We start from the raw sequence: 17,748 nt of genomic DNA, 5'->3' as shown, positions 1-17,748 counted from the left end.
CTATTCTTTTTACCTACGAACATAGTTGCGAATATAGGCTTTTCGTTTATTCACTTCACTGGTGAAAATAATTCCTGCGCTGTCATAGACCATCGCTAACGGCTCTTGCAGAAGCGTTTTCTCTGGCAAATAGGGGTTGCCATTACCATCCCTGAGCCTAAATTTAGGCAAACCCAAGATCTTTGAGGTATCAACATAGGCGGCAACTGCCAATGGCCTTGATAAAGGCACAGTGGATTGCCCGGTTGGAGAAACCTGCAGTGGCATGAAGGTAACGAATACAAGGGTACTTAGCATGGGCTCTTTATGAAATTTGTTAGTTTTTTCATTTTCTTGAGCCACTAGCTCATTAGGTGATCTTGTGGGTTTTTATTCTGAATCCACTGAAACTTTTTTAGGAGCTCCCTTTGAAATACCTCATCACCCTACTTTTGATTGCCCAAGCGGTTCTTTTGGTGCGCGGAGCTTCTGCCCAGGCTATTTATGGTCCGACTGGTGAATACCGCGGATATAGCCAAACATCGCCAAGTGGCGTAACTAATGTCTATAACGCTACCGGCCAAAATGTTCAGTCATTTCAGACTGATAACGGGCAGACAAATTTTTACAGCCCTCAGGGCACGTATCGAGGAACTTCCACTACCCCTATTTACGCAACCCCTAATACCTCGATTAATACTCCGCGCCAAGCACCTCAGGCGCCTTCAGTGAAAGGTTGGTAAGAAATGAAAAGATTACTTATTGCCGCCTTGTTGGCGAGCTTCATGATCCCTAGTTTTGCAAGGACTGATGGTGGAGGTAAGAAGACTTCGCAAAAATATAACAACCCGAGTGGTCATGAGAATTGCTACTACTGCTGGAAGGACTTAAGTACGACCTATACGCCCTCCCGCCACAAATACGCTAAAAAATCTTAAGGAGATCCAAATGAAACGATTACTTTTTATTGGCACCCTTCTTATCTCTAGCCTCAGCCATGCCCAAGTAACTATTTGGGAAAACTCGCCTTTCAATTACAACAATAGTCAGTACAACTACAACAACAGTTCGTATAACTACAATAACTCGCCATATAACTACAACAACAGTCAATACAACTACAACGCCAATAACGGCGTCTACGACAACAGCGGCAACCGTATTGGGTATGAGACCCAATCTCCGACAGGCGTAACTAATGTCTTTGATAACAACGGAAATCGGATTGGCTACTCGCCCAGCAAAAGACAATGATTGCAGAAATGATCATCGATACCGAGGAGTTTCTGGCGGTATTGAAACGATTAAAGCCCAGAAAAACGACGAAGGCTTCTTTAGCTGAAGAGCTTTATATTGCGCTCTTTAATGGTGAGGCCATCTTCTGTGTCAGAGGAGTTCAAACTAGATGCTTGGTTGAGAAAGCAATCAATTGGCGTGGCTACATTGAAGTTAATTCTGGGGTTGTACTGTCATTCTTGGCTGCACGTCCTGCGGGGCCGAATATTAAGCTGAGCGTTCGTGGTGATGTATTTCAGATAGAGAACATTAAAGTACCCTGTAAGACCATGCAATCCCCAGAGTGGATTACTGCTATGAGCTTTGAGGCCCACTTACATGATGACCCGAAAGCCAAACCTCACACCATCAATTTGTATTGCCCAAAATGCGGCAAGAAGCGCGGGGAATTCTTTAAACAAAAGATTGTGAAGCAAAGAGAACTGGGTGATCCACCGCCCCCAAAATATCCAAGCTCTAGAAGGTGCGCCGCTTGTAGGCACGAATGGCTAGAATTTAACGACCTGTTATGAATAAATTACTCTTCTTAGATTTTGATGGAGTACTTCACCCAACCCACTTCGCCGGTGAAGACCCTTTCAATAGGGTTCATCTACTTGAGGAAACTCTTGAAGGATCAAATATCGGTATTGTGATTTCTTCGAGTTGGCGCTTTACACACAGTCTTGAAAAGCTACAGAAACTATTACCAAACTCAATTTCCAGTCTGGTTATTGGCGTTACTGGATCACCAGTCATTGGCAAACATCCGCGCTATCAGGAAATTCGGGCCTTCTTACAATCTCATGGACATAGTAACTGGAGAGCTTTAGATGACTCCTACTGGGAGTTTCCAACTCCATGCCCAGAACTCATTCGCTGCAACCCAAATACCGGAATCTCAGAAAAGCAGATTCAAGAATTACGTCATTGGATGATTGCGTGACGACTGCTTATTGACCGTAAGTATTCCACCCGCCAGCACCATTGGGTAGAGTTTGTATGAGGTTTCCATTAGGCGTGTAGGTGTTGTAACCACCTGCACCACTCGGCAATGTTTGAGTCACCCCTCCATTGGGTCCATAGGTGTTGTAACCACCCGCACCATTTGGCAAGGTTTGCGTGAGCTGTCCATTCGGTGAATACGTGTTGTATCCGCCGGCGCCGTTAGGCAGTGTCTGAGTCAACTGTCCATTTGGCGAATAGGTGTTGTATCCGCCGGCGCCGTTGGGTAGTGTCTGAGTGAGCGCTCCGTTGCGGCCATAGGTGTTATAGCCACCCGCTCCATTTGGTAATGTCTGAATAGGTTGGGCGAAAGCAATGTTGCTTGCAACGCTTAATACAGCAAGGATGATTAATTTTTTCATGGTGTTTTTTCTTCAGTAATTAGAGCGCCATTGGCTCTAGATTAGGTTCGGGCTCATAGTCCTCGAACTCAAAACGCATTTGCCCAGATAAAGGGGTAAGACATCGCAAGAATCGATCTGGCACCAAACCCACTTTCTCATGCCTTAACTCCCCTTTTTTGGGTAGGTGATAACAAATCGTATGGCCCTGAGCCAATACTTGTACGCGCCAGATTGGCATGACCTCTGTATCAAAGCCTGGCCAACGCATCAAGCCCATAGGCTCAATCACCTTAACAATCAAGCCGCGATTAACCGAGAACTTGCTATCAGTAATCATGGCGATACAACCTAGCTCGCAACGTAAATGAATGTGTCCGTTTCTAGACATTCTTTAACCTTTTAAATTCAATATATTCATACTCTGTATGCTCTTCAAGAGTCTGCCCGATCAGGTCTATGACTTCATCTCTTAGAAAAAAACGTTTGACTCTATTTTTGTCTCGGATGAAGCCATCTTTAAATATGAGCCTTGGGTATCTAAAGCCGTTGTGGGTGTAACTATCAGTCCACACTTTAGGTGAGTAGGGCTCACTAATACCTGAATGAATCAAAAGACAGTAATCAAAATAGTTTTTATCGCTATCTGCGCGAGCGTTGCTATAGCTATTAATCGTGTCAGAAAAGTCATCGTTTAAAACAAATTCATATGAGCAATCCCATTTAATTGCACGCTTATCCAATATCTCCTGCTGCCGAGTAGTCCATGGTCCGCCAAAGTACAGCGCAATTGGCCTGCGATAGATCTTCTCGTCTTCCGGGAGAGTGTGTTGTATTACAGAATTTTGCAATTACTCAACACCTTCCAGATAGTCTTGTTCATACAACTCCATTTGCAATTGCTCTGACTCGGAGAATTCTTCTAATAGATATCCTTGGGGTGGAGTAAGTCGCCTGAGATAGATGTCAGGAGCTGGCCCTGAGGTGAATGATTCAATACCGGCGTCGCATTCATAAAATAGCGCACCACCCTCAGTGGCCACTTCGACATTCCAGGTATAGAGCAGTTCGCTATATCCTTGCCATTCCTGAAATCCGCCGGACGAAACAATGCGCACGATATTGCCAAGGTTTTCAGGAATCTTACAGTTCACAGTAATAGCTAAATCACCAACGGAGCAATTAAGCTTACTCATTAGCGCCTCCGATACTTAGCTCGCACTTTTTCACGTTGCACAAAAGAAACGTGCGCAATTAAAGCCTCACTGAAAAACATAAACAAGCCGATAAAGAAGGCTTGAACTAACCCCAAATCCAGTCCGCCCTGCTCAAGGCAATAAGCACTGATAAACATTAAGAATAGACCTAATAACTTAACCATTTTTCACTCCTTTTGTTGATATAGGTCAGATTAATGACCCGCTAGCTCACGAAATGAGCTATAAACTAACTAAAGTGATAAAAACAACAAATTAGCCATTAAGGGGTTCTTATGAGTGATATGGAAAGACTGCATCGCATTAAGTACATGATTCAGCAACGTAAATGCGTGCCTAGGGAAGACTTCCTTGATGAGCTTGAGATATCACCCGCCACCTTTAAGCGTGACCTTGAGTACCTCCGTAGCCGCTTAAAGGCGTCTATTGTTTATGACCGCTTTATGGGCGGGTATAAGTTTGAGAATCCAGATCAAGTAGACAAGATTGAGATGCCTGGGCTTTGGTTCTCTGAAAAAGAAGCGACCGCTTTAGTTTTGATGCAGCACTTGCTTTCATCTTTGGATCAGGGCGGATTGATTGGCCCGCACATAGAACCGCTTACTGCCATCATTGATGGCATTCTGGGTCAAAGCGAAACCTCAGCCAAAGAACTGCGTAAACGTATTAAGGTAATTGGCATGGGTTCGCGCAAGAACTCGATTGAGAACTTCTCTGAGATTGGCGCAGCCCTCCTTAAACGTAACCGCCTTGAAATTGACTATTACTCAAAGGGCAAAGGCGAGGATACGAAGCGAGAGATTTCCCCCCAACGGCTCATCTACTACCGTGAAAATTGGTACTTAGATGCTTACTGCCATATGCGCAATGACTTGCGTAGCTTTGCAATTGATGGGATTCGCAGTGCCGTGTTAACCAATAAGAAAGCCCAGGAAGTAGCCGAAAAGGACTGTCATGAGCACTTTGCCGAGAGTTATGGAATCTTCTCGGGCAAAGCCACACAAAGAGCTAAGCTTCGATTTACTCCAGAGCATGCGCGTTGGGTAGCTGGCGAACATTGGCATGGGCAGCAAGTCGGAAGCTTTGATAAGGATGGCTATTACAACCTTGAGTTTGACTACAACCAAGATCCAGAACTAATCATGGATATCCTTAAACACGGATCCGGAGTTGAAGTGATTAGTCCGGTAAGTCTAAAAAATAAAGTTAAAGCGGAGCTTGAGAGGGCATTTAAAATATATAAATAGCGGGCTTAGTTTTCTGAGCTGACTTTGCTTATGCACTCATCACAGTAATATTTACTATTTTTTTCCCATGCTTTAATACCAAGCTTTTTCGTGCACCAATAGCAATATAGATTTGTTGAGGGAATAAATTTTCTTTCTGTCAAATTTGGGGGCTCAGCTACATTTTCTTGCACACTTGGGCCCGAAAGCGAAATAAAAACAGGCTTTGGTTGAAAGTACATAAGCGCCCTCTTCCAGGCTTTAGGAATTAAGCGATAGTAGAAGATCGCATAAACACCCAATGCACCACCTACATATAAACCGGTCAATACCCAATGTTCCGCAATCCATGCCAGTATCGCTAAAACGACCATGTAGGCAATATAGATACCCAGTAATGCCAATAAATAAGGCCAGATTGCGGCTAGTATCAAAACCGAAATAATGGTGCCAATAATCCCACTAGAGTCATTGTCATCTGACATTGGATTTCCTTGGGGCCTGAGTACTCCAGTCATAGGCCAGATCGATAAAGAGCGCGGCCTCTTGTGAAAGAAATTGCGAAGAGGGAAAGATGCCAACCCTTCCTAAATCTAATCGATCGGCATCCCAGCAAGTTTGAATTGTTCTATTGGTTGAAACCTCTCCACCAGAATGGTGCTTCATCGCATAGCAAAGCGCATCTAGTTGCTTAGAGCTTAATTGATAGTAGTCACCATGAATACCATGTGCAAATTCTGCCGCCCGCTCTCCATGCTTGGGATCCCTGCCATCATTAAAACGGCAACTGTCATGCAAGAAGCCAAAGAGCTCAACCACCAATAAGTCAGCCTTACGAATTTGGCCTATATTTTTCCCGTGGTTGAGCACCCGCGCCCAATGATTGGCGCCATGGATCCCTTGCCAATCGAGCTTGAACTCGCTTTTAATAAGCGCAATTAATCCCGATCGATCAAAGTCCATCAAAGTCCTCGCTAAGAAGGCGCCTATCAATCTTCAAATGCAACTTTAGTGCGGTAGAAAAGTAATACAACTTTGGGTTTGCCTTTATGTAGTGGTATTCCTGCTCAGTTATTCTTAGGCTAACTCCTCTAGCCCAGTAGTAATGAGATCCCTGATCTTCTATTGCTATCCCGACATACTCATACTCGGATGATTTTTGAGGTCTCAGCACCCTTGGAAAACCATTTTTTTGTAACTGCTCTATATGTATTAGCTGAATATTCATTCGTTTCTCCTCTTTAGCCAATTTGACGAATGTCTGGGCCTGGCAATTCGGTTTAAATCCGCCCTTAAAAACATACTGCTCGGTTCGCTTAATGGATAACGGCCTCCACTACTTCAGGCTTTCCCTCGGGATTCTTTCTTTGGTTTGTCACCAAAAACTCCTTTGTTTCTAATGCGACGATTAAATATGCATCTGTTGCGGCTCTAAACGCGTCATGGCCATCTTCCTTGCTAAAGATGTAGGTAAGGCTATAAATTAGGTTATCCCCGTCTTCGCCATCTACAGTGATGGTGTTAACTTCATCGTTATCCACAATGCGCAGCCCTCTTGTAAATTCTGGCTTCTCTCCATCGACCCAGCTCATATCTAGACGGTCAATATCAAAACGTTGGCTACGAAATAGGTTATTAATCGTAAAACGAGCGCCGCCTAAGTATGTGTAATCACGCATAAGACCTCCAATATCAATTGATTAACTCTATAAATAAATTATCAAGACTGGGGGGCTCAAATATTGAGCTAGATCAATTTTGCCCAATAAAAAACCCACCAATTGGTGGGTTTGTCGCTTTTGATTACCCAATATGGGTCTCATCTTTTTAGCACCTTACTGCGTTAGCAGGTTGCTGTGGCGACAAAGCCATCTCTTGATGTAGATTCAATTATGCAGACTTTTGATTAGATTGGTCAAGCCCCCTTTTTAACCTTCTTCTTGTATTCATCATAAATCCGCATCATTTCAACCCTGTGCCTTAAGTCAATATCCCAGACCAGTACACGTATCGTAGTCTTCAAATCTGGATTCATAAGAACGCCCAATATTGATCTAATTTCTAACGCTGGCAGCTTATTCTGAACAAACCCAAAATGGGTAAAGCTCAACACTTCTGTGGATGTAGCATTTGCAGCAGCAATTAAGTCATTTATTAAAAATGTTTCATCCTTTCTACCATCGGTTTTAGGCACCAACAGAAGTAAGGGGTTAACTTCTTTAATTACCGCTATTTGCCCAACAGCATTACATTGTGATGAAGCAGCATTAATTAGATCTCGATCCCAATCAAAAAATCGAACTATTGCTGTCAAAGGTGTAAAGCCGCCCGTATTGGCTGTTGCGGATACAGCATCAAGGAAAAGAGACTCTCTATGCCATATCTTGTGCCCAATCTCCGTCTCATCCGGTTGGTTGTAAATTGCTCTAAAGATAATTTCCATAAATTAATTCCAATTGGTGGGTTTAAGGCTTATCAAGCGACCAAGCGTGCACAATATTTAACATTGCCATCGTATCTTGCTCGCAATACTTGAGCATAGCCTCCCGCACCTTCTCTTTTCGCTCTGGAGTAGTTTGGCTATGAATAGCTTCTTTATAAGCTTCTTGCGCCATGGCCCCATCACTAACCTCTAGATTTGCATAGTCCAATTCAGGTGCAATTGTGGGCAGGACGTCTTTGATTGACCAAGAACCCTTCATATCGGGATGGTAGTAATAATTACGCGCTATTGGTAGTAAATCAAAGAAGCGCTCAGGAATAGCCAATAGCCCTGAAGCGAGATGCGGAAAGGTTGCGGCCAACTCTTTAATACGCGCACCCTCAAATCCAGCGTTGTAAACAATTACGGGTCCATCTTTAGAGACAGCCTCTATCATTGTTTTTGCAAACATTTCCCGGGGGTCATCTCCCGAAAGATCTAAAAATTCTTTATGGGCCATTGATCCATCGGTCTGCTCGATATGGCATGACCACTGAAACGGGAGCTGCATATAGGGGCGTGTGCCTGCCCAAATCGGTACTGCAAAACCAATGGTCTCAAAATCAAGGTAATAGCGTGGGTATGGCAAGGCCTGTATTTGTGAAATTGCCTCTTGCTCCAAGACAGCATTCCCGCTCAGGGTTGACGCATGAACCTTAAGATGTTTTGGATTACTTAAACGATCCGCAGGTACTTCGCGCAAATCTTTGTAGCCATCACCCCTTAATTCGGAAGCAATTACTTTGCCGTAGGGCAAGATTTCCACTGGATACTCCACGCCCTCTTCAGGCGGAGAGCAATAGGCAATAAAGTCACAGGTAAATGGATCTGTACATTGTTCTCCAGGCACAATCGCGGGCTCAACTGGGGAAGCTAAGGTTATTTCGGCGGCGTCAACCCAAGACTGCACTTGAGACATATTCGGCTTTACCTGGTTTGATAAATCAGCCTCAGCAAATAAACCTTCGTAATTTCCATCGCCTTGATAGACAAATTTATTATTGATATAAGCTAAGGCCATACTCGTTGGCGAACAACCCGCCTTCTCCATGACCCAACTTTGAACTGTTACATCATCAACATGGTAGCTCTTCACGCCAGTAGAAGATTTGACTTCCACTAGACGATATCCATCTTTTTCAGGGAAGAGTAAATCTGCGCGAATCATGACATTCTCCTCGAAGAAGGCACCTTCGAAAATTGTTTGGTGTTTCGATACAGCCTCTTTAGTTTGGGCGATAGCCTCTGCACGATTAAGAGTCTCTATAAAGACTCCGCCAGGATGATTCTGGCGAGCAATATCTCCAACTTTGTTGCCCTCATCAAATCTAACCTGGGTTGCTGCGCTAATTTGGATGAGCTCAGGCCGATTTATTTGTAGCCATAGGCGTTTAGGACACTGACGGTGGGAAATGATCTTTGACTTGCTAAGACTTGCCATGAGAGTTACTTGCCGATCTCAGTTTGATACTCGGCCCTGCCTTTTTTAACTAAAGCATCAAAAACTTTCTCTAACTTGGAGTTCGTCCCTCTAATTCCAGCAACCACAGCAGCCGCCCATTCAAAGTATTCCTGCTTCCTTTTGGTATCCCAACCACTTGGGGGTGAAGCCAAGATATCCCGAAGATTGCAAATCTTATCGGCAAGTTTAACTAACTTAGCCTCATGAGATGAATGAGGGGCGTGTGCAATTTGCTGCAGCTTGCGCTCAGCCTTAGGTAGCGCCTTATCGTCCGTAACTTCTAAAACGATTGAGGCTACGTTTTTTCCGAATGCTTTAGTTAACTCTTCAGCCGTAGTTTCAGTGTCTTCGATTGTGTCATGCAACAAGGCAGCGCAAAGGACATCCCAATTTAGAACGCTTCCCTCATTAACAAGAACATCTACTAAGGCAATTGGGTGATTTATATATGGCGAAGCCTCAACATCCTTGCGACGTTGATCTCGGTGCTTGGTTGATGAGAATGTTAGAGCCGATACAAATTGATTAATCATGATTCATTCTAGCGAGTTTAGGAGTCGCTTTAAATATAGATTAAGCATTAGATAGCTCAGGAAATGAGCTTAGTCCAAAAAGGTTTCTATAAATTACTCAAACAATTTCATATCGTGCAATGCAAGTATGTCATGCTAGATATGGCACTACTTTTTATTTTTATACGAGGAAACCATGCCCAACAACAAAAATGCCTTTAGTAATCGACTCGCTACCAGTAATGCACCTAGCCAAACGAGCCACACCCTTCAAGAGGTTGCAGACATAATGGAAATTTCTAAGGAGCGGGTCAGACAAATTGAGGCAAAAGCGCTTAATAAGATTAGACAGCGATTTCTACTGAATGGTTTTACTCAAAATAATCTTCTCAATAATTAACTGAAGCGCAAGAACGATCTCATGAATATTAAAAAAGGTGTTTACCAATTTGTTATTGTCGAGAGCTTCCTCCCTAAATCAACAGCAGGAAGACATGGCCCTGTTCATATTCGTCCCGTACCCGACCAGCCTTTCCCACAGCATTTATTTGTTGAGTGCTCTAAGGATCTTATGACTAAATTTCCAGTTGGAACACGATTCAAGATCAAAGCGAAACTTACCGACCGAGAAGGAACACCTTTTATCTATTCATACCATGGATGGAAATATGAAGTATTAAAGTGACTCCTATCAGAATTTTTTAGCTCTTATGAATCTATTTCAGGTTAAATCTCTCTATCCATCGCCCCGCCCTCTTAATTGACATACGACGTGGATCGGTTGAATTCACTTGATGCATTGCCCATGCCCGCCATTTCTTGTAGCCAGGAATCTCTTTACTTGATTCTTCGACCTTCTTGTCTAAAGCCTGAATCAATTCATGCATTTTTTCAGCCCTTCCAATATCTTTAAGAGCTTGGCTCATTAACTTAAGGCGATTTTCAATTAGGCGATCAGTCGCTTGTTTTCGGCGTAGAGTGTCTTTAGCTTTTCTTTCAGCAATTTTATCTATCGCCTCATTTTTCTTATCAACTTGACGTTGATATAACCATTCGATATTACTTCTCTTGCGCTCCTCAATGTCCATCAATAGCTCAATAGCGAGGTCTCTTAGAATTTCTGGGGTGATATCTACATATTCTCGATAGTCTTTGTTCTCCGACATTCGATCTTGGTCACTTGTCCAACTAAAGCCATAAGCCTTTCCGGGGGTGCTCTTCCTGCGATAAAAGTGATTGCCATCATCAAAGCAAACGAATCTAAAGTAGTGGTAACTACCATCCATGTCGACGCTCATAGATTGCGTTCTAGGGCCGTGAACTTTTACTCTGAACCCCAACTTCTCGAAGTAAGTAAAGAAACTATTAAGTGCTGACAACAGTCTTAGCCCCGCAGGATGTTGATACCTAGGCTTATAAAAGCAGTATTTTTCTTTTGCGATATCAGCGTCGTAGCCCAGCAATCTCTCAGTAATTGGATGGGGCTTGCTAATGCTTTTGGGAATAGGGATTAAGGGAACGAGAGCCTCAATCTTCAACCTCACCTCATCAATCGTCTCATCGAATTTTGGAGGAGGTGGCAACTCCATTTGAGCTAACTGCTCATCCGTTTTCTCTGGTTCGTCGAAATAACCATACCGACTGCGAGAACCCCCGCCAATATGGACAAATTGAGATTGGAATGGGTACAAAGTTGGCAACTCGGTCTTATCAACCTTCTTTCCATTCGCCAGTTTTGCCCAATACCCAAGGCCAGGCGTAGGCACTTTAGCTGCCTTGCAGATTTTTCTTAATCCAACATCGGATAAATCAAATTCAGCCGCTAGCTGAGTCATCGGCTTTGACCATACCAGGTCATACATTTCTTGCCTAGTTAGCGTTCTGGGTGTCATATTCGCCTTTCAATCTGAAATCAAAATAAAGAATTGATATTCAAATTGTAGGAATATGGTGTCGTTACAACAACCCTAAAGCCAGATCAATCTTCGTTAAAGCGCTCACGCGTCCAAAGTGCCCTGCCCTCGACCTTACCGGTGCAGATCTTTGTTTTTTGATGTGACTGCTCTGATTGGACTGCCTCTGCAAATGCTTTTTCCTGAGCCTCTTCATCTGCCTTTAGCTTTGCCAACTCTGAAGCTGGAATGACCTCTTTACTCTCAATCATCTGCTTGAGAGTTTTCATGCCTTTTATTTTCCCTACAAATTCAAGATCGTCCATAGTGATATCTTATCTAGAGATCAAGTTACGTAGTTGCAAATCCAAAAACAAGCATTGTTTAGGTGGTAAGCGTACTGGTAAGCGGGCGTATTTTTTGAAAAAGAAAAAGCCCCGGTTAGGGGGCTATGTCTTTGTTGTATAAAGCAAAAAGCAGAAAGTTTGCCAAAGTTATTGGCGGAGACGAGAGGATTCGAACCTCCGATCAGAGTTTTAGCCCCGATGCTCCCTTAGCAGGGGAGTGCCTTCGACCAGCTCGGCCACGTCTCCGTACTTCTTACTATTACAACGCCCCGTAGTTTAACGGATAACCGCTCCTGAGGGGTTTATTACGCTTTTTACTTACTTCTGATCCAGTTCAAATGCTTTGTGCAAGGCGCGTACAGCTAATTCCATGTATTTTTCATCAATGACCACAGAGATCTTGATTTCGCTAGTAGAGATCATCAAGATGTTGATGCCCTCTTCCGACAAAGTGCGGAACATCTTGCTGGCAATGCCAACATGGGAACGCATACCAACGCCGACTACTGAAACTTTAGAGACCTTTGGATCGCCAGAGATTTCTTTTGCTTCGATGTGCGCTTGCACGGTGTTCTTGAGCAAGTCCAATGCTTTTTGATAATCAGAACGCGGCACAGTAAAAGTAAAGTCTGTTTTACCTTCAACCGATTGGTTCTGAATAATCATATCCACATCGATATTGGCATCCGCAATCGGACCAAGAATTTGATACGCAATACCTGGACGATCAGGAACTCCAAGAACGGTAATCTTCGCTTCATCACGCGCAAAGGCGATGCCGGAAATAACTGCGGCTTCCATAGTGCTGTCCTCTTCAAATGTAATCAAGGTGCCCGACTTCATCTCGATGTCTAAAGGCATCAATGGGTCCGTCAAAGAAGACAGAACCCGGGTTTTAACTTTGTACTTACCTGCAAACTCCACTGAACGAATCTGCAATACCTTTGAACCTAAGCTTGCCATTTCCAGCATCTCTTCAAAGGTAATCTTGTCTAAGCGACGTGCATCTTCACAGACACGTGGGTCGGTTGTGTACACACCATCAACGTCTGTGTAGATTAAGCACTCATCAGCTTTCAGAGCTGCTGCCATGGCAACTGCTGAGGTATCCGAGCCACCACGACCTAAGGTCGTGATATTGCCGTTAGGATCAACGCCCTGGAAACCAGTAACAACAACCGCACGACCAGCATTAAGGTCTTTGAGAATCTTGTCACTCTCAATACTCTTGATGCGCGCTTTGGTAAATGCAGAATCCGTGTGTACCGTTACTTGCCAACCAGCGTAACTCACCGCATCGATACCCTCACGGATTAATGCCAGTGCTAATAGGCCAGAGCTAACCTGCTCACCAGTAGATGCAATTTGATCTAACTCGCGCGGGTTTGCATCCGGATTAATTTCTTTTGCAAGGCCGAGTAAGCGATTGGTTTCTCCAGACATGGCTGAAGGCACAACAACTACTTGGTGTCCTGCACGCATCCATTTGGCAACGCGCTTGGCAACATTGGCAATGCGCTCAGTTGAGCCCATTGAGGTGCCGCCATACTTATGAACGATAAGAGCCATAAAAACCGTCTATTTAACTATCTGTAACAAGGAAATGAATCCTTGGAGGTCTAAAAAGGGCTTATTTTACAGGGTTTTGCACCCATTCCGGGAGTACTCGCCTTCCGGCGGATGTGAGATGTGGGTAACTCAGCCCTATACCCGCCACGGCGATCAATTCATCGTTGATATAGAGCAAGGGTGCCTGACGCTCCCAGGGTGGGATATCAGCCTCCTGGTAGAGGTTTTTAAGGGTTTTACGGGGCGTCCTAGGCTTAATCTGGATCTTCTCTGAGCCTAGGCGCTCCCTGAGGGTAATTTGATTGTTCTCTTGGGCAGTTTTTACCCAATCTGCTGGCAGACCCATTTGCTTGGAATTCGCTGGTAATGTTTTGAGAACCCAACGCCCTTCTTCTGAATTGGATACTTGCAGTGCCCCACGCCATAGGTAGATTTTTGTCTCGTCATGCAACCACTCTAATTTGGCATCTGCTTTGACTTTAGCGAGATCACGCCACCAGGCTTGTAGGCGCTCTTGAGATGGCATCGCCAACTGTTGCGTTTGCAACCAATAGCGCAAGACATTGTTTGCTGCTGGTAAGTCATCTTTAGCTAAATTGAGTAAGGGCGCTACTTTCAATTGATCTTTATTGAGAATACTTTTGCCATCTTGTGTTGCTAGTCGGTTAAGTAGTGTTTGTGCTTCGCCAAGAAGCTCTGCACTGCGGGCCATATTAGCCAATGCTTCTGGTTGAATCTTTTCTAGTGCTGGAATGATTCTTTTGCGAACGGCATTACGGCGATATTTTGTATCTTGATTGCTGGGATCTTCAATCCATTGGAGCTTATGTTCTTTTGCGTAAGCCTCAAGCTCTTGTCTACTTTGATTTAAAAGTGGTCGCCATAGGGTGAGATTTTGCTTGCTTGTAACTCCCCTACTTGTTGGCATACCGGATAAGCCAGCTACGCCAGACCCCCGCAGGAGCTGCAGGAGAACGGTTTCTGCTTGATCGTTTTGGTGATGGGCCAAGAGTAAATCTTCGATGCCATATTCTTCACAGAGGTCGGCAAGGGCTTCGTAACGCCCTGCTCTTGCCCTTGCCTCGACATTACCTTTAGCTTCTTCGGTGTTGAGGTGAAGTAGTCTGAAATCAAAATGGATCTTATATTTTTTTGCTAGCTTCTCACAAAAGATTAACCACTCATCTGCTGATTTTTGTAAACCATGATGAATATGAAAGGCATAAATTTGGTTTTTGTTTGGTGCTGCTACCTTAGCTTGCGCTTTGCAAACCGTGTCGAGTAACACAACCGAATCGAGGCCGCCACTTAAGGCAACCGCAATTCGTTTTCCCGGCTTAGGGCTTTGCTGTGATTTCCTTGAACTTGCCATAGCTCATCAAACGCTCATGACGACGTTCAAGTAATGCATCTACCTTCATGCCATCAAAAGTTTTTAAAGATTCAGCAAGTGCTTTGCGCATATTGCTCATCATATTGTCGTAATCCCGATGTGCGCCACCAATAGGCTCAGCAACGATCTTGTCGATTAGACCCAAAGCCTTTAAGCGTTGCGCTGTGAGGCCAAGCTGTTCAGCAGCCTCAGGAGCCTTATCGGCGGTCTTCCAGAGGATAGATGCACAGCCTTCAGGAGAAATTACTGAGTAAGTGGAGTTTTGCAACATTAAGACCACATCACCCATAGCAATTGCTAACGCACCACCGGAACCACCTTCACCAATAATAGTGGCGATGATTGGAACTTCAAGCTCTGCTTGCACAAACAAATTACGGCCAATCGCTTCAGACTGATTACGCTCTTCTGCATCAATTCCAGGAAATGCACCTGGGGTATCCACAAAAGTAAATACCGGAATGCCAAACTTTTCTGCAAGACGCATGAGGCGCATTGCTTTGCGATAACCTTCTGGACGGCTCATGCCAAAGTTTCTGAGAGCACGCTCTTTAGTATCGCGACCCTTTTGATGACCAATCACCATGCAAGGCTGATTTTCAAAACGGGCTAATCCAGCGATGATCGATTGATCATCTGCAAAAGTGCGATCACCATGTAGCTCATGAAAGTCGGTAAATAAAGCGCCAACATAATCTAAGGTATAAGGACGCTGTGGATGACGCGCCACTTGAGAGACCTGCCAAGGAGTCAAATTGGCATAAACATCTTTTGTTAACTGCTGACTTTTTTCGGCAAGCGTTTTAATCTCATCGGAGATGTCTACCGATGACTCATCTTGTACAAAACGCAGCTCATCAATCTTTGACTCTAATTCGGCGATTTGCTGCTCAAAATCCAGGAAAGTCGTTTTCATAGTCTGATTTTAATGTTCAACTGGGGCGGGGTCGATACTTCTCCACATATACCAGGTAGCTACCGTACGCCACGGGGCCCAATTGGCAGCCACCTCCCTCGCCTCATGGCGGCTAACAGGCTCACCGCTGAAGTAATTGAGGGAAATAGCCTTAATTAGACCAACATCGTCTAGAGGGAGGATATTAGGGCGAACCATATTAAAAATGAGGAACATTTCAGCAGTCCAGCGGCCAATTCCCCGGATTGAGCTTAATTCCTTGATAACGCTCTCGTCGTCCATGTCTTTCCACTGATTAGCGTGCAGACGTCCAGAATCAAAGTGATCTGCTAAATCGCGGATGTACTCCACCTTGCGCCCAGATAATCCAGCGGCGCGCAACTCCTCTACAGAGAGCGCTAGGATATTTTTAGGGGTGACTTTCTTTTTGCTGGCGGCAACCACTCTATTCCAAACAGTTTGAGCTGCTGCAACTGAAATTTGCTGTCCAACAATCGATCTTGCCAAAGTATTAAATGAATCGCCGCGCGTCACTAAAAACCCAGATCCAATTTTAGGAATCAGTTTTTTCAGAATACGATCGTGCTTCATCAATTCTTTGCAAGCCTGCTCCCAATAGTCTGGAGCAATTTCCTCAAGAATTGATTCTGCTTTTTCCGCTTTTATTTCTTTTACCGCAGTCATTAAGCCCTACGCCATTCTGTTAAGCCGCCGGGTTTATCTTCGAGAACAATTCCTTGCTCTAGCAATGTCTTGCGAATCAAATCTGCTTGAGCAAAATCTTTTGCCTGTTTAGCAGCCACACGAGCCGCAATATGTTCTTCAATTTGCGCAGGACTTAAGCCATTCTGATCTTTGGAGCCCGCTTGCAAAAATGCAGTTGGGTCACGCTGTAAGAAATTTAGAGCGGCGCCAAGGGCCTTCATTGTATTGGCGAGTAATTGCTTTTCTTCGCCTTGCGCACGGTTGACTTCGCTAGCCAGGTCAAACAAGACTGCAATCGCTTCAGGCGTATTGAAATCATCATTCATGGCATCCGCAAAACGCTTAGCCCATGGATTGTGTGGATCTAGATTGATTGATTGGGCTTTTGGGGCTTGAGCCAAGGCAGTGTATAGACGACCAAGCCCTGAGCGCGCCTCTTCTAGTTGTGCGTCACTGTAATTAATCGGACTACGGTAATGCGCCTTTAGCATGAAGAAACGCAGTACTTCTGGATCAAAGCTTTTTAAGACATCTCGTATTAAAAAGAAGTTGCCCAATGATTTGGACATTTTCTCTTCGTTCACCCGAATGTGACCATTATGCATCCAGTAATTAACAAAGGGAACATCATCTTCTTTGCGATCTTTGCCATACAAAGCGCCTTCGCTTTGAGCGATTTCGTTTTCATGATGCGGGAATTGTAAATCGGCGCCACCACCATGAATATCAAAATGCTCGCCCAGTAAGTCGCAAGACATTGCTGAGCACTCAATATGCCAGCCTGGTCGGCCTTCGCCCCATGGCGATTTCCAGCGAGTATCAGCCGGCTCTTCTGCTTTAGCACTTTTCCATAAAACGAAATCCAGTGGGTCACGTTTGCCATCACCCACTGCCACCCGCTCACCAGCATTTAATTCATCAAGCGTCTTACCGGATAGCTGACCATAACGCGGCAATAAACGCACCGCAAAATTCACATCACCATCATTGGCTTGATAGGCCAAGTCGTTTTCAATGAGTTTGCCAATCATGCCCTGCATTTGGGCGATGTAATCGGTAGCGCGCGGCTCTTGATCGGGATGCATTAAACCCAACTCATCGGAGTCAGCATGCATCGCATCGATGAAGCGATTAGTTAATGCGGAAATGGGTTCGCCATTCTCAATGGCACGGTTAATGATCTTGTCATCAATATCAGTGATATTGCGCACATAAAGGACTTCATAGCCACTAGACCTGAGCCAACGCACCACCATATCAAAGACAATCATGACCCTGGCATGACCAATATGGCAAAAGTCATAAACCGTCATGCCGCAGACGTACATCTTGACCTTGCCCGGCACTATGGGCTTAAAGACCTGTTTAGAACGGCTAAGGGTGTTATAGATTTGCAGCATAGGGCTATAAAGGTGGGGCAAGTAGCG

At 44.5% G+C, this 17,748-nt stretch carries 28 protein-coding genes, 1 tRNA gene and 1 riboswitch; of the genes, 8 read left to right on the top strand and 21 right to left on the bottom strand.

Translation table 11 applies throughout. The annotated features are described in order from the left end of the window. Positions 1-9: 9 nt before the first annotated feature. A complete protein-coding gene (locus FD963_RS04790) occupies positions 10-297 on the bottom strand; it encodes a hypothetical protein (protein ID WP_215363502.1) in 288 nt (95 codons plus the stop codon). Positions 298-407: 110 nt separating this feature from the next. Between FD963_RS04790 and FD963_RS04785 the strand changes: the two genes are divergently transcribed. Genes FD963_RS04785 through FD963_RS04765 form a run of 5 tightly spaced genes read left to right on the top strand, consistent with a single transcriptional unit; the run spans position 408 to position 2,200 of the window. Next, a complete protein-coding gene (locus FD963_RS04785; protein ID WP_215363500.1) occupies positions 408-722 on the top strand; it encodes a hypothetical protein in 315 nt (104 codons plus the stop codon). 3 nt (positions 723-725) lie between these two features. Further along, the gene (locus FD963_RS04780) at positions 726-917 is read left to right on the top strand and encodes a hypothetical protein (protein ID WP_215363498.1); all 192 of its coding nucleotides are present in this window, start codon (positions 726-728) and stop codon (positions 915-917) included. A 10-nt stretch (positions 918-927) separates the two neighbouring features. Next, on the top strand, positions 928-1,233 hold the full coding sequence (locus FD963_RS04775; RefSeq protein ID WP_215363495.1) for a hypothetical protein: 306 nt from the start codon (positions 928-930) through the stop codon (positions 1,231-1,233). Further along, positions 1,230-1,787 (top strand): hypothetical protein, encoded by a 558-nt coding sequence (locus FD963_RS04770; protein WP_215363493.1) that lies wholly within the window; start codon positions 1,230-1,232, stop codon positions 1,785-1,787. Before FD963_RS04775 ends, FD963_RS04770 begins: the two co-directional genes overlap by 4 nt. Continuing rightward, positions 1,784-2,200: an HAD domain-containing protein gene (locus tag FD963_RS04765; protein ID WP_215363491.1), complete on the top strand. Its 417-nt coding sequence runs from the start codon at positions 1,784-1,786 to the stop codon at positions 2,198-2,200. The genes FD963_RS04770 and FD963_RS04765 overlap by 4 nt, the downstream gene beginning before the upstream one ends. 7 nt (positions 2,201-2,207) lie before the next feature. Here the strand turns inward: FD963_RS04765 and FD963_RS04760 are convergent, their stop codons facing one another. From FD963_RS04760 to FD963_RS04740, 5 genes are read right to left on the bottom strand one after another with little or no spacing between them, the layout of a single operon-like run. Then, a complete protein-coding gene (locus tag FD963_RS04760) occupies positions 2,208-2,621 on the bottom strand; it encodes a hypothetical protein (RefSeq protein ID WP_215363490.1) in 414 nt (137 codons plus the stop codon). Between the two features lie 19 nt (positions 2,622-2,640). After that, positions 2,641-2,991 carry a hypothetical protein gene (locus FD963_RS04755; protein WP_215314936.1) on the bottom strand — a complete coding sequence of 117 codons (351 nt, stop codon included), beginning with the start codon at positions 2,989-2,991 and terminating at the stop codon, positions 2,641-2,643. Further along, positions 2,984-3,451, bottom strand: a complete 468-nt coding sequence (locus FD963_RS04750; protein ID WP_215363488.1) for a hypothetical protein — start codon at positions 3,449-3,451, stop codon at positions 2,984-2,986. The genes FD963_RS04755 and FD963_RS04750 overlap by 8 nt, the downstream gene beginning before the upstream one ends. After that, on the bottom strand, positions 3,452-3,796 hold the full coding sequence (locus FD963_RS04745; protein ID WP_215363486.1) for a hypothetical protein: 345 nt from the start codon (positions 3,794-3,796) through the stop codon (positions 3,452-3,454). Further along, positions 3,796-3,981 carry a hypothetical protein gene (locus FD963_RS04740; protein ID WP_215310583.1) on the bottom strand — a complete coding sequence of 62 codons (186 nt, stop codon included), beginning with the start codon at positions 3,979-3,981 and terminating at the stop codon, positions 3,796-3,798. The genes FD963_RS04745 and FD963_RS04740 overlap by 1 nt, the downstream gene beginning before the upstream one ends. A 111-nt stretch (positions 3,982-4,092) precedes the next feature. Between FD963_RS04740 and FD963_RS04735 the strand changes: the two genes are divergently transcribed. Then, positions 4,093-5,064, top strand: coding sequence for a YafY family protein (locus FD963_RS04735; RefSeq protein WP_215363483.1), 972 nt, complete (start codon positions 4,093-4,095; stop codon positions 5,062-5,064). 5 nt (positions 5,065-5,069) lie between these two features. Here the strand turns inward: FD963_RS04735 and FD963_RS04730 are convergent, their stop codons facing one another. The 7 genes from FD963_RS04730 to FD963_RS04700 all read right to left on the bottom strand — a co-directional run bounded on the left by FD963_RS04730 (position 5,070) and on the right by FD963_RS04700 (position 9,517). After that, the gene (locus tag FD963_RS04730; RefSeq protein WP_215363480.1) at positions 5,070-5,528 is read right to left on the bottom strand and encodes a hypothetical protein; all 459 of its coding nucleotides are present in this window, start codon (positions 5,526-5,528) and stop codon (positions 5,070-5,072) included. After that, complete coding sequence (locus tag FD963_RS04725) at positions 5,518-6,006, bottom strand: hypothetical protein (RefSeq protein WP_215363477.1); 489 nt, start codon at positions 6,004-6,006, stop codon at positions 5,518-5,520. The genes FD963_RS04730 and FD963_RS04725 overlap by 11 nt, the downstream gene beginning before the upstream one ends. Continuing rightward, positions 5,996-6,271: a hypothetical protein gene (locus tag FD963_RS04720; protein WP_215363475.1), complete on the bottom strand. Its 276-nt coding sequence runs from the start codon at positions 6,269-6,271 to the stop codon at positions 5,996-5,998. The genes FD963_RS04725 and FD963_RS04720 overlap by 11 nt, the downstream gene beginning before the upstream one ends. Positions 6,272-6,359: 88 nt before the next feature. Further along, a complete protein-coding gene (locus FD963_RS04715) occupies positions 6,360-6,722 on the bottom strand; it encodes a hypothetical protein (RefSeq protein ID WP_215363473.1) in 363 nt (120 codons plus the stop codon). Between the two features lie 110 nt (positions 6,723-6,832). Then, positions 6,833-6,930: riboswitch (SAM-I-IV-variant riboswitch) on the bottom strand. A gap of 28 nt (positions 6,931-6,958) precedes the next feature. Beyond that, entirely contained in the window at positions 6,959-7,486 is a 528-nt protein-coding gene (locus FD963_RS04710) for a hypothetical protein (protein WP_215363471.1), read from the bottom strand. A gap of 22 nt (positions 7,487-7,508) precedes the next feature. Beyond that, on the bottom strand, positions 7,509-8,966 hold the full coding sequence (locus FD963_RS10345; RefSeq protein ID WP_251367324.1) for a DUF2779 domain-containing protein: 1,458 nt from the start codon (positions 8,964-8,966) through the stop codon (positions 7,509-7,511). A gap of 5 nt (positions 8,967-8,971) precedes the next feature. Then, complete coding sequence (locus FD963_RS04700; protein ID WP_215363863.1) at positions 8,972-9,517, bottom strand: HD domain-containing protein; 546 nt, start codon at positions 9,515-9,517, stop codon at positions 8,972-8,974. A 178-nt stretch (positions 9,518-9,695) separates the two neighbouring features. Here FD963_RS04700 and FD963_RS10410 point away from each other — a divergent pair, with 178 nt between their 5' ends. Together FD963_RS10410 and FD963_RS04690 are read left to right on the top strand one after the other, a co-directional pair. Beyond that, a complete protein-coding gene (locus FD963_RS10410) occupies positions 9,696-9,899 on the top strand; it encodes a sigma factor-like helix-turn-helix DNA-binding protein (protein WP_215363469.1) in 204 nt (67 codons plus the stop codon). Positions 9,900-9,920: 21 nt separating this feature from the next. Next, the gene (locus FD963_RS04690; protein ID WP_215363467.1) at positions 9,921-10,184 is read left to right on the top strand and encodes a hypothetical protein; all 264 of its coding nucleotides are present in this window, start codon (positions 9,921-9,923) and stop codon (positions 10,182-10,184) included. Between the two features lie 31 nt (positions 10,185-10,215). On the opposite strand, the gene FD963_RS04685 is transcribed toward FD963_RS04690, so the two are convergent. The 8 genes from FD963_RS04685 to cysS all read right to left on the bottom strand — a co-directional run bounded on the left by FD963_RS04685 (position 10,216) and on the right by cysS (position 17,721). Then, positions 10,216-11,391 (bottom strand): hypothetical protein, encoded by a 1,176-nt coding sequence (locus FD963_RS04685; RefSeq protein WP_215363464.1) that lies wholly within the window; start codon positions 11,389-11,391, stop codon positions 10,216-10,218. An 86-nt stretch (positions 11,392-11,477) separates the two neighbouring features. Then, positions 11,478-11,717 carry a hypothetical protein gene (locus FD963_RS04680; protein WP_215314920.1) on the bottom strand — a complete coding sequence of 80 codons (240 nt, stop codon included), beginning with the start codon at positions 11,715-11,717 and terminating at the stop codon, positions 11,478-11,480. A gap of 172 nt (positions 11,718-11,889) precedes the next feature. Continuing rightward, a tRNA-Ser gene (locus tag FD963_RS04675) sits at positions 11,890-11,984 on the bottom strand. A gap of 72 nt (positions 11,985-12,056) precedes the next feature. Beyond that, positions 12,057-13,307 (bottom strand): aspartate kinase, encoded by a 1,251-nt coding sequence (locus tag FD963_RS04670; RefSeq protein WP_215363462.1) that lies wholly within the window; start codon positions 13,305-13,307, stop codon positions 12,057-12,059. Between the two features lie 61 nt (positions 13,308-13,368). Further along, positions 13,369-14,679, bottom strand: a complete 1,311-nt coding sequence (gene tilS, locus FD963_RS04665; protein ID WP_215363460.1) for a tRNA lysidine(34) synthetase TilS — start codon at positions 14,677-14,679, stop codon at positions 13,369-13,371. Beyond that, positions 14,645-15,616, bottom strand: a complete 972-nt coding sequence (locus FD963_RS04660; protein ID WP_215363458.1) for an acetyl-CoA carboxylase carboxyltransferase subunit alpha — start codon at positions 15,614-15,616, stop codon at positions 14,645-14,647. Before FD963_RS04660 ends, tilS begins: the two co-directional genes overlap by 35 nt. 9 nt (positions 15,617-15,625) lie before the next feature. Further along, positions 15,626-16,300 (bottom strand): DNA-3-methyladenine glycosylase, encoded by a 675-nt coding sequence (locus FD963_RS04655; RefSeq protein ID WP_215363456.1) that lies wholly within the window; start codon positions 16,298-16,300, stop codon positions 15,626-15,628. Beyond that, entirely contained in the window at positions 16,300-17,721 is a 1,422-nt protein-coding gene (gene cysS, locus FD963_RS04650) for a cysteine--tRNA ligase (RefSeq protein WP_215363454.1), read from the bottom strand. Before cysS ends, FD963_RS04655 begins: the two co-directional genes overlap by 1 nt. Positions 17,722-17,748 lie beyond the last annotated feature (27 nt).

This window comes from Polynucleobacter sp. JS-JIR-II-50, assembly GCF_018687895.1.
Taxonomy (GTDB): Bacteria; Pseudomonadota; Gammaproteobacteria; order Burkholderiales; family Burkholderiaceae; genus Polynucleobacter.
Note: the sequence above shows the minus strand (reverse complement) of the source record. Positions and strands in the feature narration are given on the sequence as shown.

What these genes read in the sequence shown, in the direction of transcription:
- FD963_RS04790 (WP_215363502.1), bottom strand. Translation starts at nt 297, where the DNA reads ATGCTAAGTACCCTTGTATTCGTTACCTTCATGCCACTGCAGGTTTCT.
- FD963_RS04780 (WP_215363498.1), top strand. Translation starts at nt 726, where the DNA reads ATGAAAAGATTACTTATTGCCGCCTTGTTGGCGAGCTTCATGATCCCT.
- FD963_RS04775 (WP_215363495.1), top strand. Translation starts at nt 928, where the DNA reads ATGAAACGATTACTTTTTATTGGCACCCTTCTTATCTCTAGCCTCAGC.
- FD963_RS04770 (WP_215363493.1), top strand. Translation starts at nt 1,230, where the DNA reads ATGATTGCAGAAATGATCATCGATACCGAGGAGTTTCTGGCGGTATTG.
- FD963_RS04765 (WP_215363491.1), top strand. Translation starts at nt 1,784, where the DNA reads ATGAATAAATTACTCTTCTTAGATTTTGATGGAGTACTTCACCCAACC.
- FD963_RS04760 (WP_215363490.1), bottom strand. Translation starts at nt 2,621, where the DNA reads ATGAAAAAATTAATCATCCTTGCTGTATTAAGCGTTGCAAGCAACATT.
- FD963_RS04755 (WP_215314936.1), bottom strand. Translation starts at nt 2,991, where the DNA reads ATGTCTAGAAACGGACACATTCATTTACGTTGCGAGCTAGGTTGTATC.
- FD963_RS04745 (WP_215363486.1), bottom strand. Translation starts at nt 3,796, where the DNA reads ATGAGTAAGCTTAATTGCTCCGTTGGTGATTTAGCTATTACTGTGAAC.
- FD963_RS04740 (WP_215310583.1), bottom strand. Translation starts at nt 3,981, where the DNA reads ATGGTTAAGTTATTAGGTCTATTCTTAATGTTTATCAGTGCTTATTGC.
- FD963_RS04735 (WP_215363483.1), top strand. Translation starts at nt 4,093, where the DNA reads ATGAGTGATATGGAAAGACTGCATCGCATTAAGTACATGATTCAGCAA.
- FD963_RS04730 (WP_215363480.1), bottom strand. Translation starts at nt 5,528, where the DNA reads ATGTCAGATGACAATGACTCTAGTGGGATTATTGGCACCATTATTTCG.
- FD963_RS04725 (WP_215363477.1), bottom strand. Translation starts at nt 6,006, where the DNA reads ATGGACTTTGATCGATCGGGATTAATTGCGCTTATTAAAAGCGAGTTC.
- FD963_RS04720 (WP_215363475.1), bottom strand. Translation starts at nt 6,271, where the DNA reads ATGAATATTCAGCTAATACATATAGAGCAGTTACAAAAAAATGGTTTT.
- FD963_RS04715 (WP_215363473.1), bottom strand. Translation starts at nt 6,722, where the DNA reads ATGCGTGATTACACATACTTAGGCGGCGCTCGTTTTACGATTAATAAC.
- FD963_RS04710 (WP_215363471.1), bottom strand. Translation starts at nt 7,486, where the DNA reads ATGGAAATTATCTTTAGAGCAATTTACAACCAACCGGATGAGACGGAG.
- FD963_RS10345 (WP_251367324.1), bottom strand. Translation starts at nt 8,966, where the DNA reads ATGGCAAGTCTTAGCAAGTCAAAGATCATTTCCCACCGTCAGTGTCCT.
- FD963_RS10410 (WP_215363469.1), top strand. Translation starts at nt 9,696, where the DNA reads ATGCCCAACAACAAAAATGCCTTTAGTAATCGACTCGCTACCAGTAAT.
- FD963_RS04690 (WP_215363467.1), top strand. Translation starts at nt 9,921, where the DNA reads ATGAATATTAAAAAAGGTGTTTACCAATTTGTTATTGTCGAGAGCTTC.
- FD963_RS04685 (WP_215363464.1), bottom strand. Translation starts at nt 11,391, where the DNA reads ATGACACCCAGAACGCTAACTAGGCAAGAAATGTATGACCTGGTATGG.
- FD963_RS04680 (WP_215314920.1), bottom strand. Translation starts at nt 11,717, where the DNA reads ATGGACGATCTTGAATTTGTAGGGAAAATAAAAGGCATGAAAACTCTC.
- FD963_RS04670 (WP_215363462.1), bottom strand. Translation starts at nt 13,307, where the DNA reads ATGGCTCTTATCGTTCATAAGTATGGCGGCACCTCAATGGGCTCAACT.
- tilS (WP_215363460.1), bottom strand. Translation starts at nt 14,679, where the DNA reads ATGGCAAGTTCAAGGAAATCACAGCAAAGCCCTAAGCCGGGAAAACGA.
- FD963_RS04660 (WP_215363458.1), bottom strand. Translation starts at nt 15,616, where the DNA reads ATGAAAACGACTTTCCTGGATTTTGAGCAGCAAATCGCCGAATTAGAG.
- FD963_RS04655 (WP_215363456.1), bottom strand. Translation starts at nt 16,300, where the DNA reads ATGACTGCGGTAAAAGAAATAAAAGCGGAAAAAGCAGAATCAATTCTT.
- cysS (WP_215363454.1), bottom strand. Translation starts at nt 17,721, where the DNA reads ATGCTGCAAATCTATAACACCCTTAGCCGTTCTAAACAGGTCTTTAAG.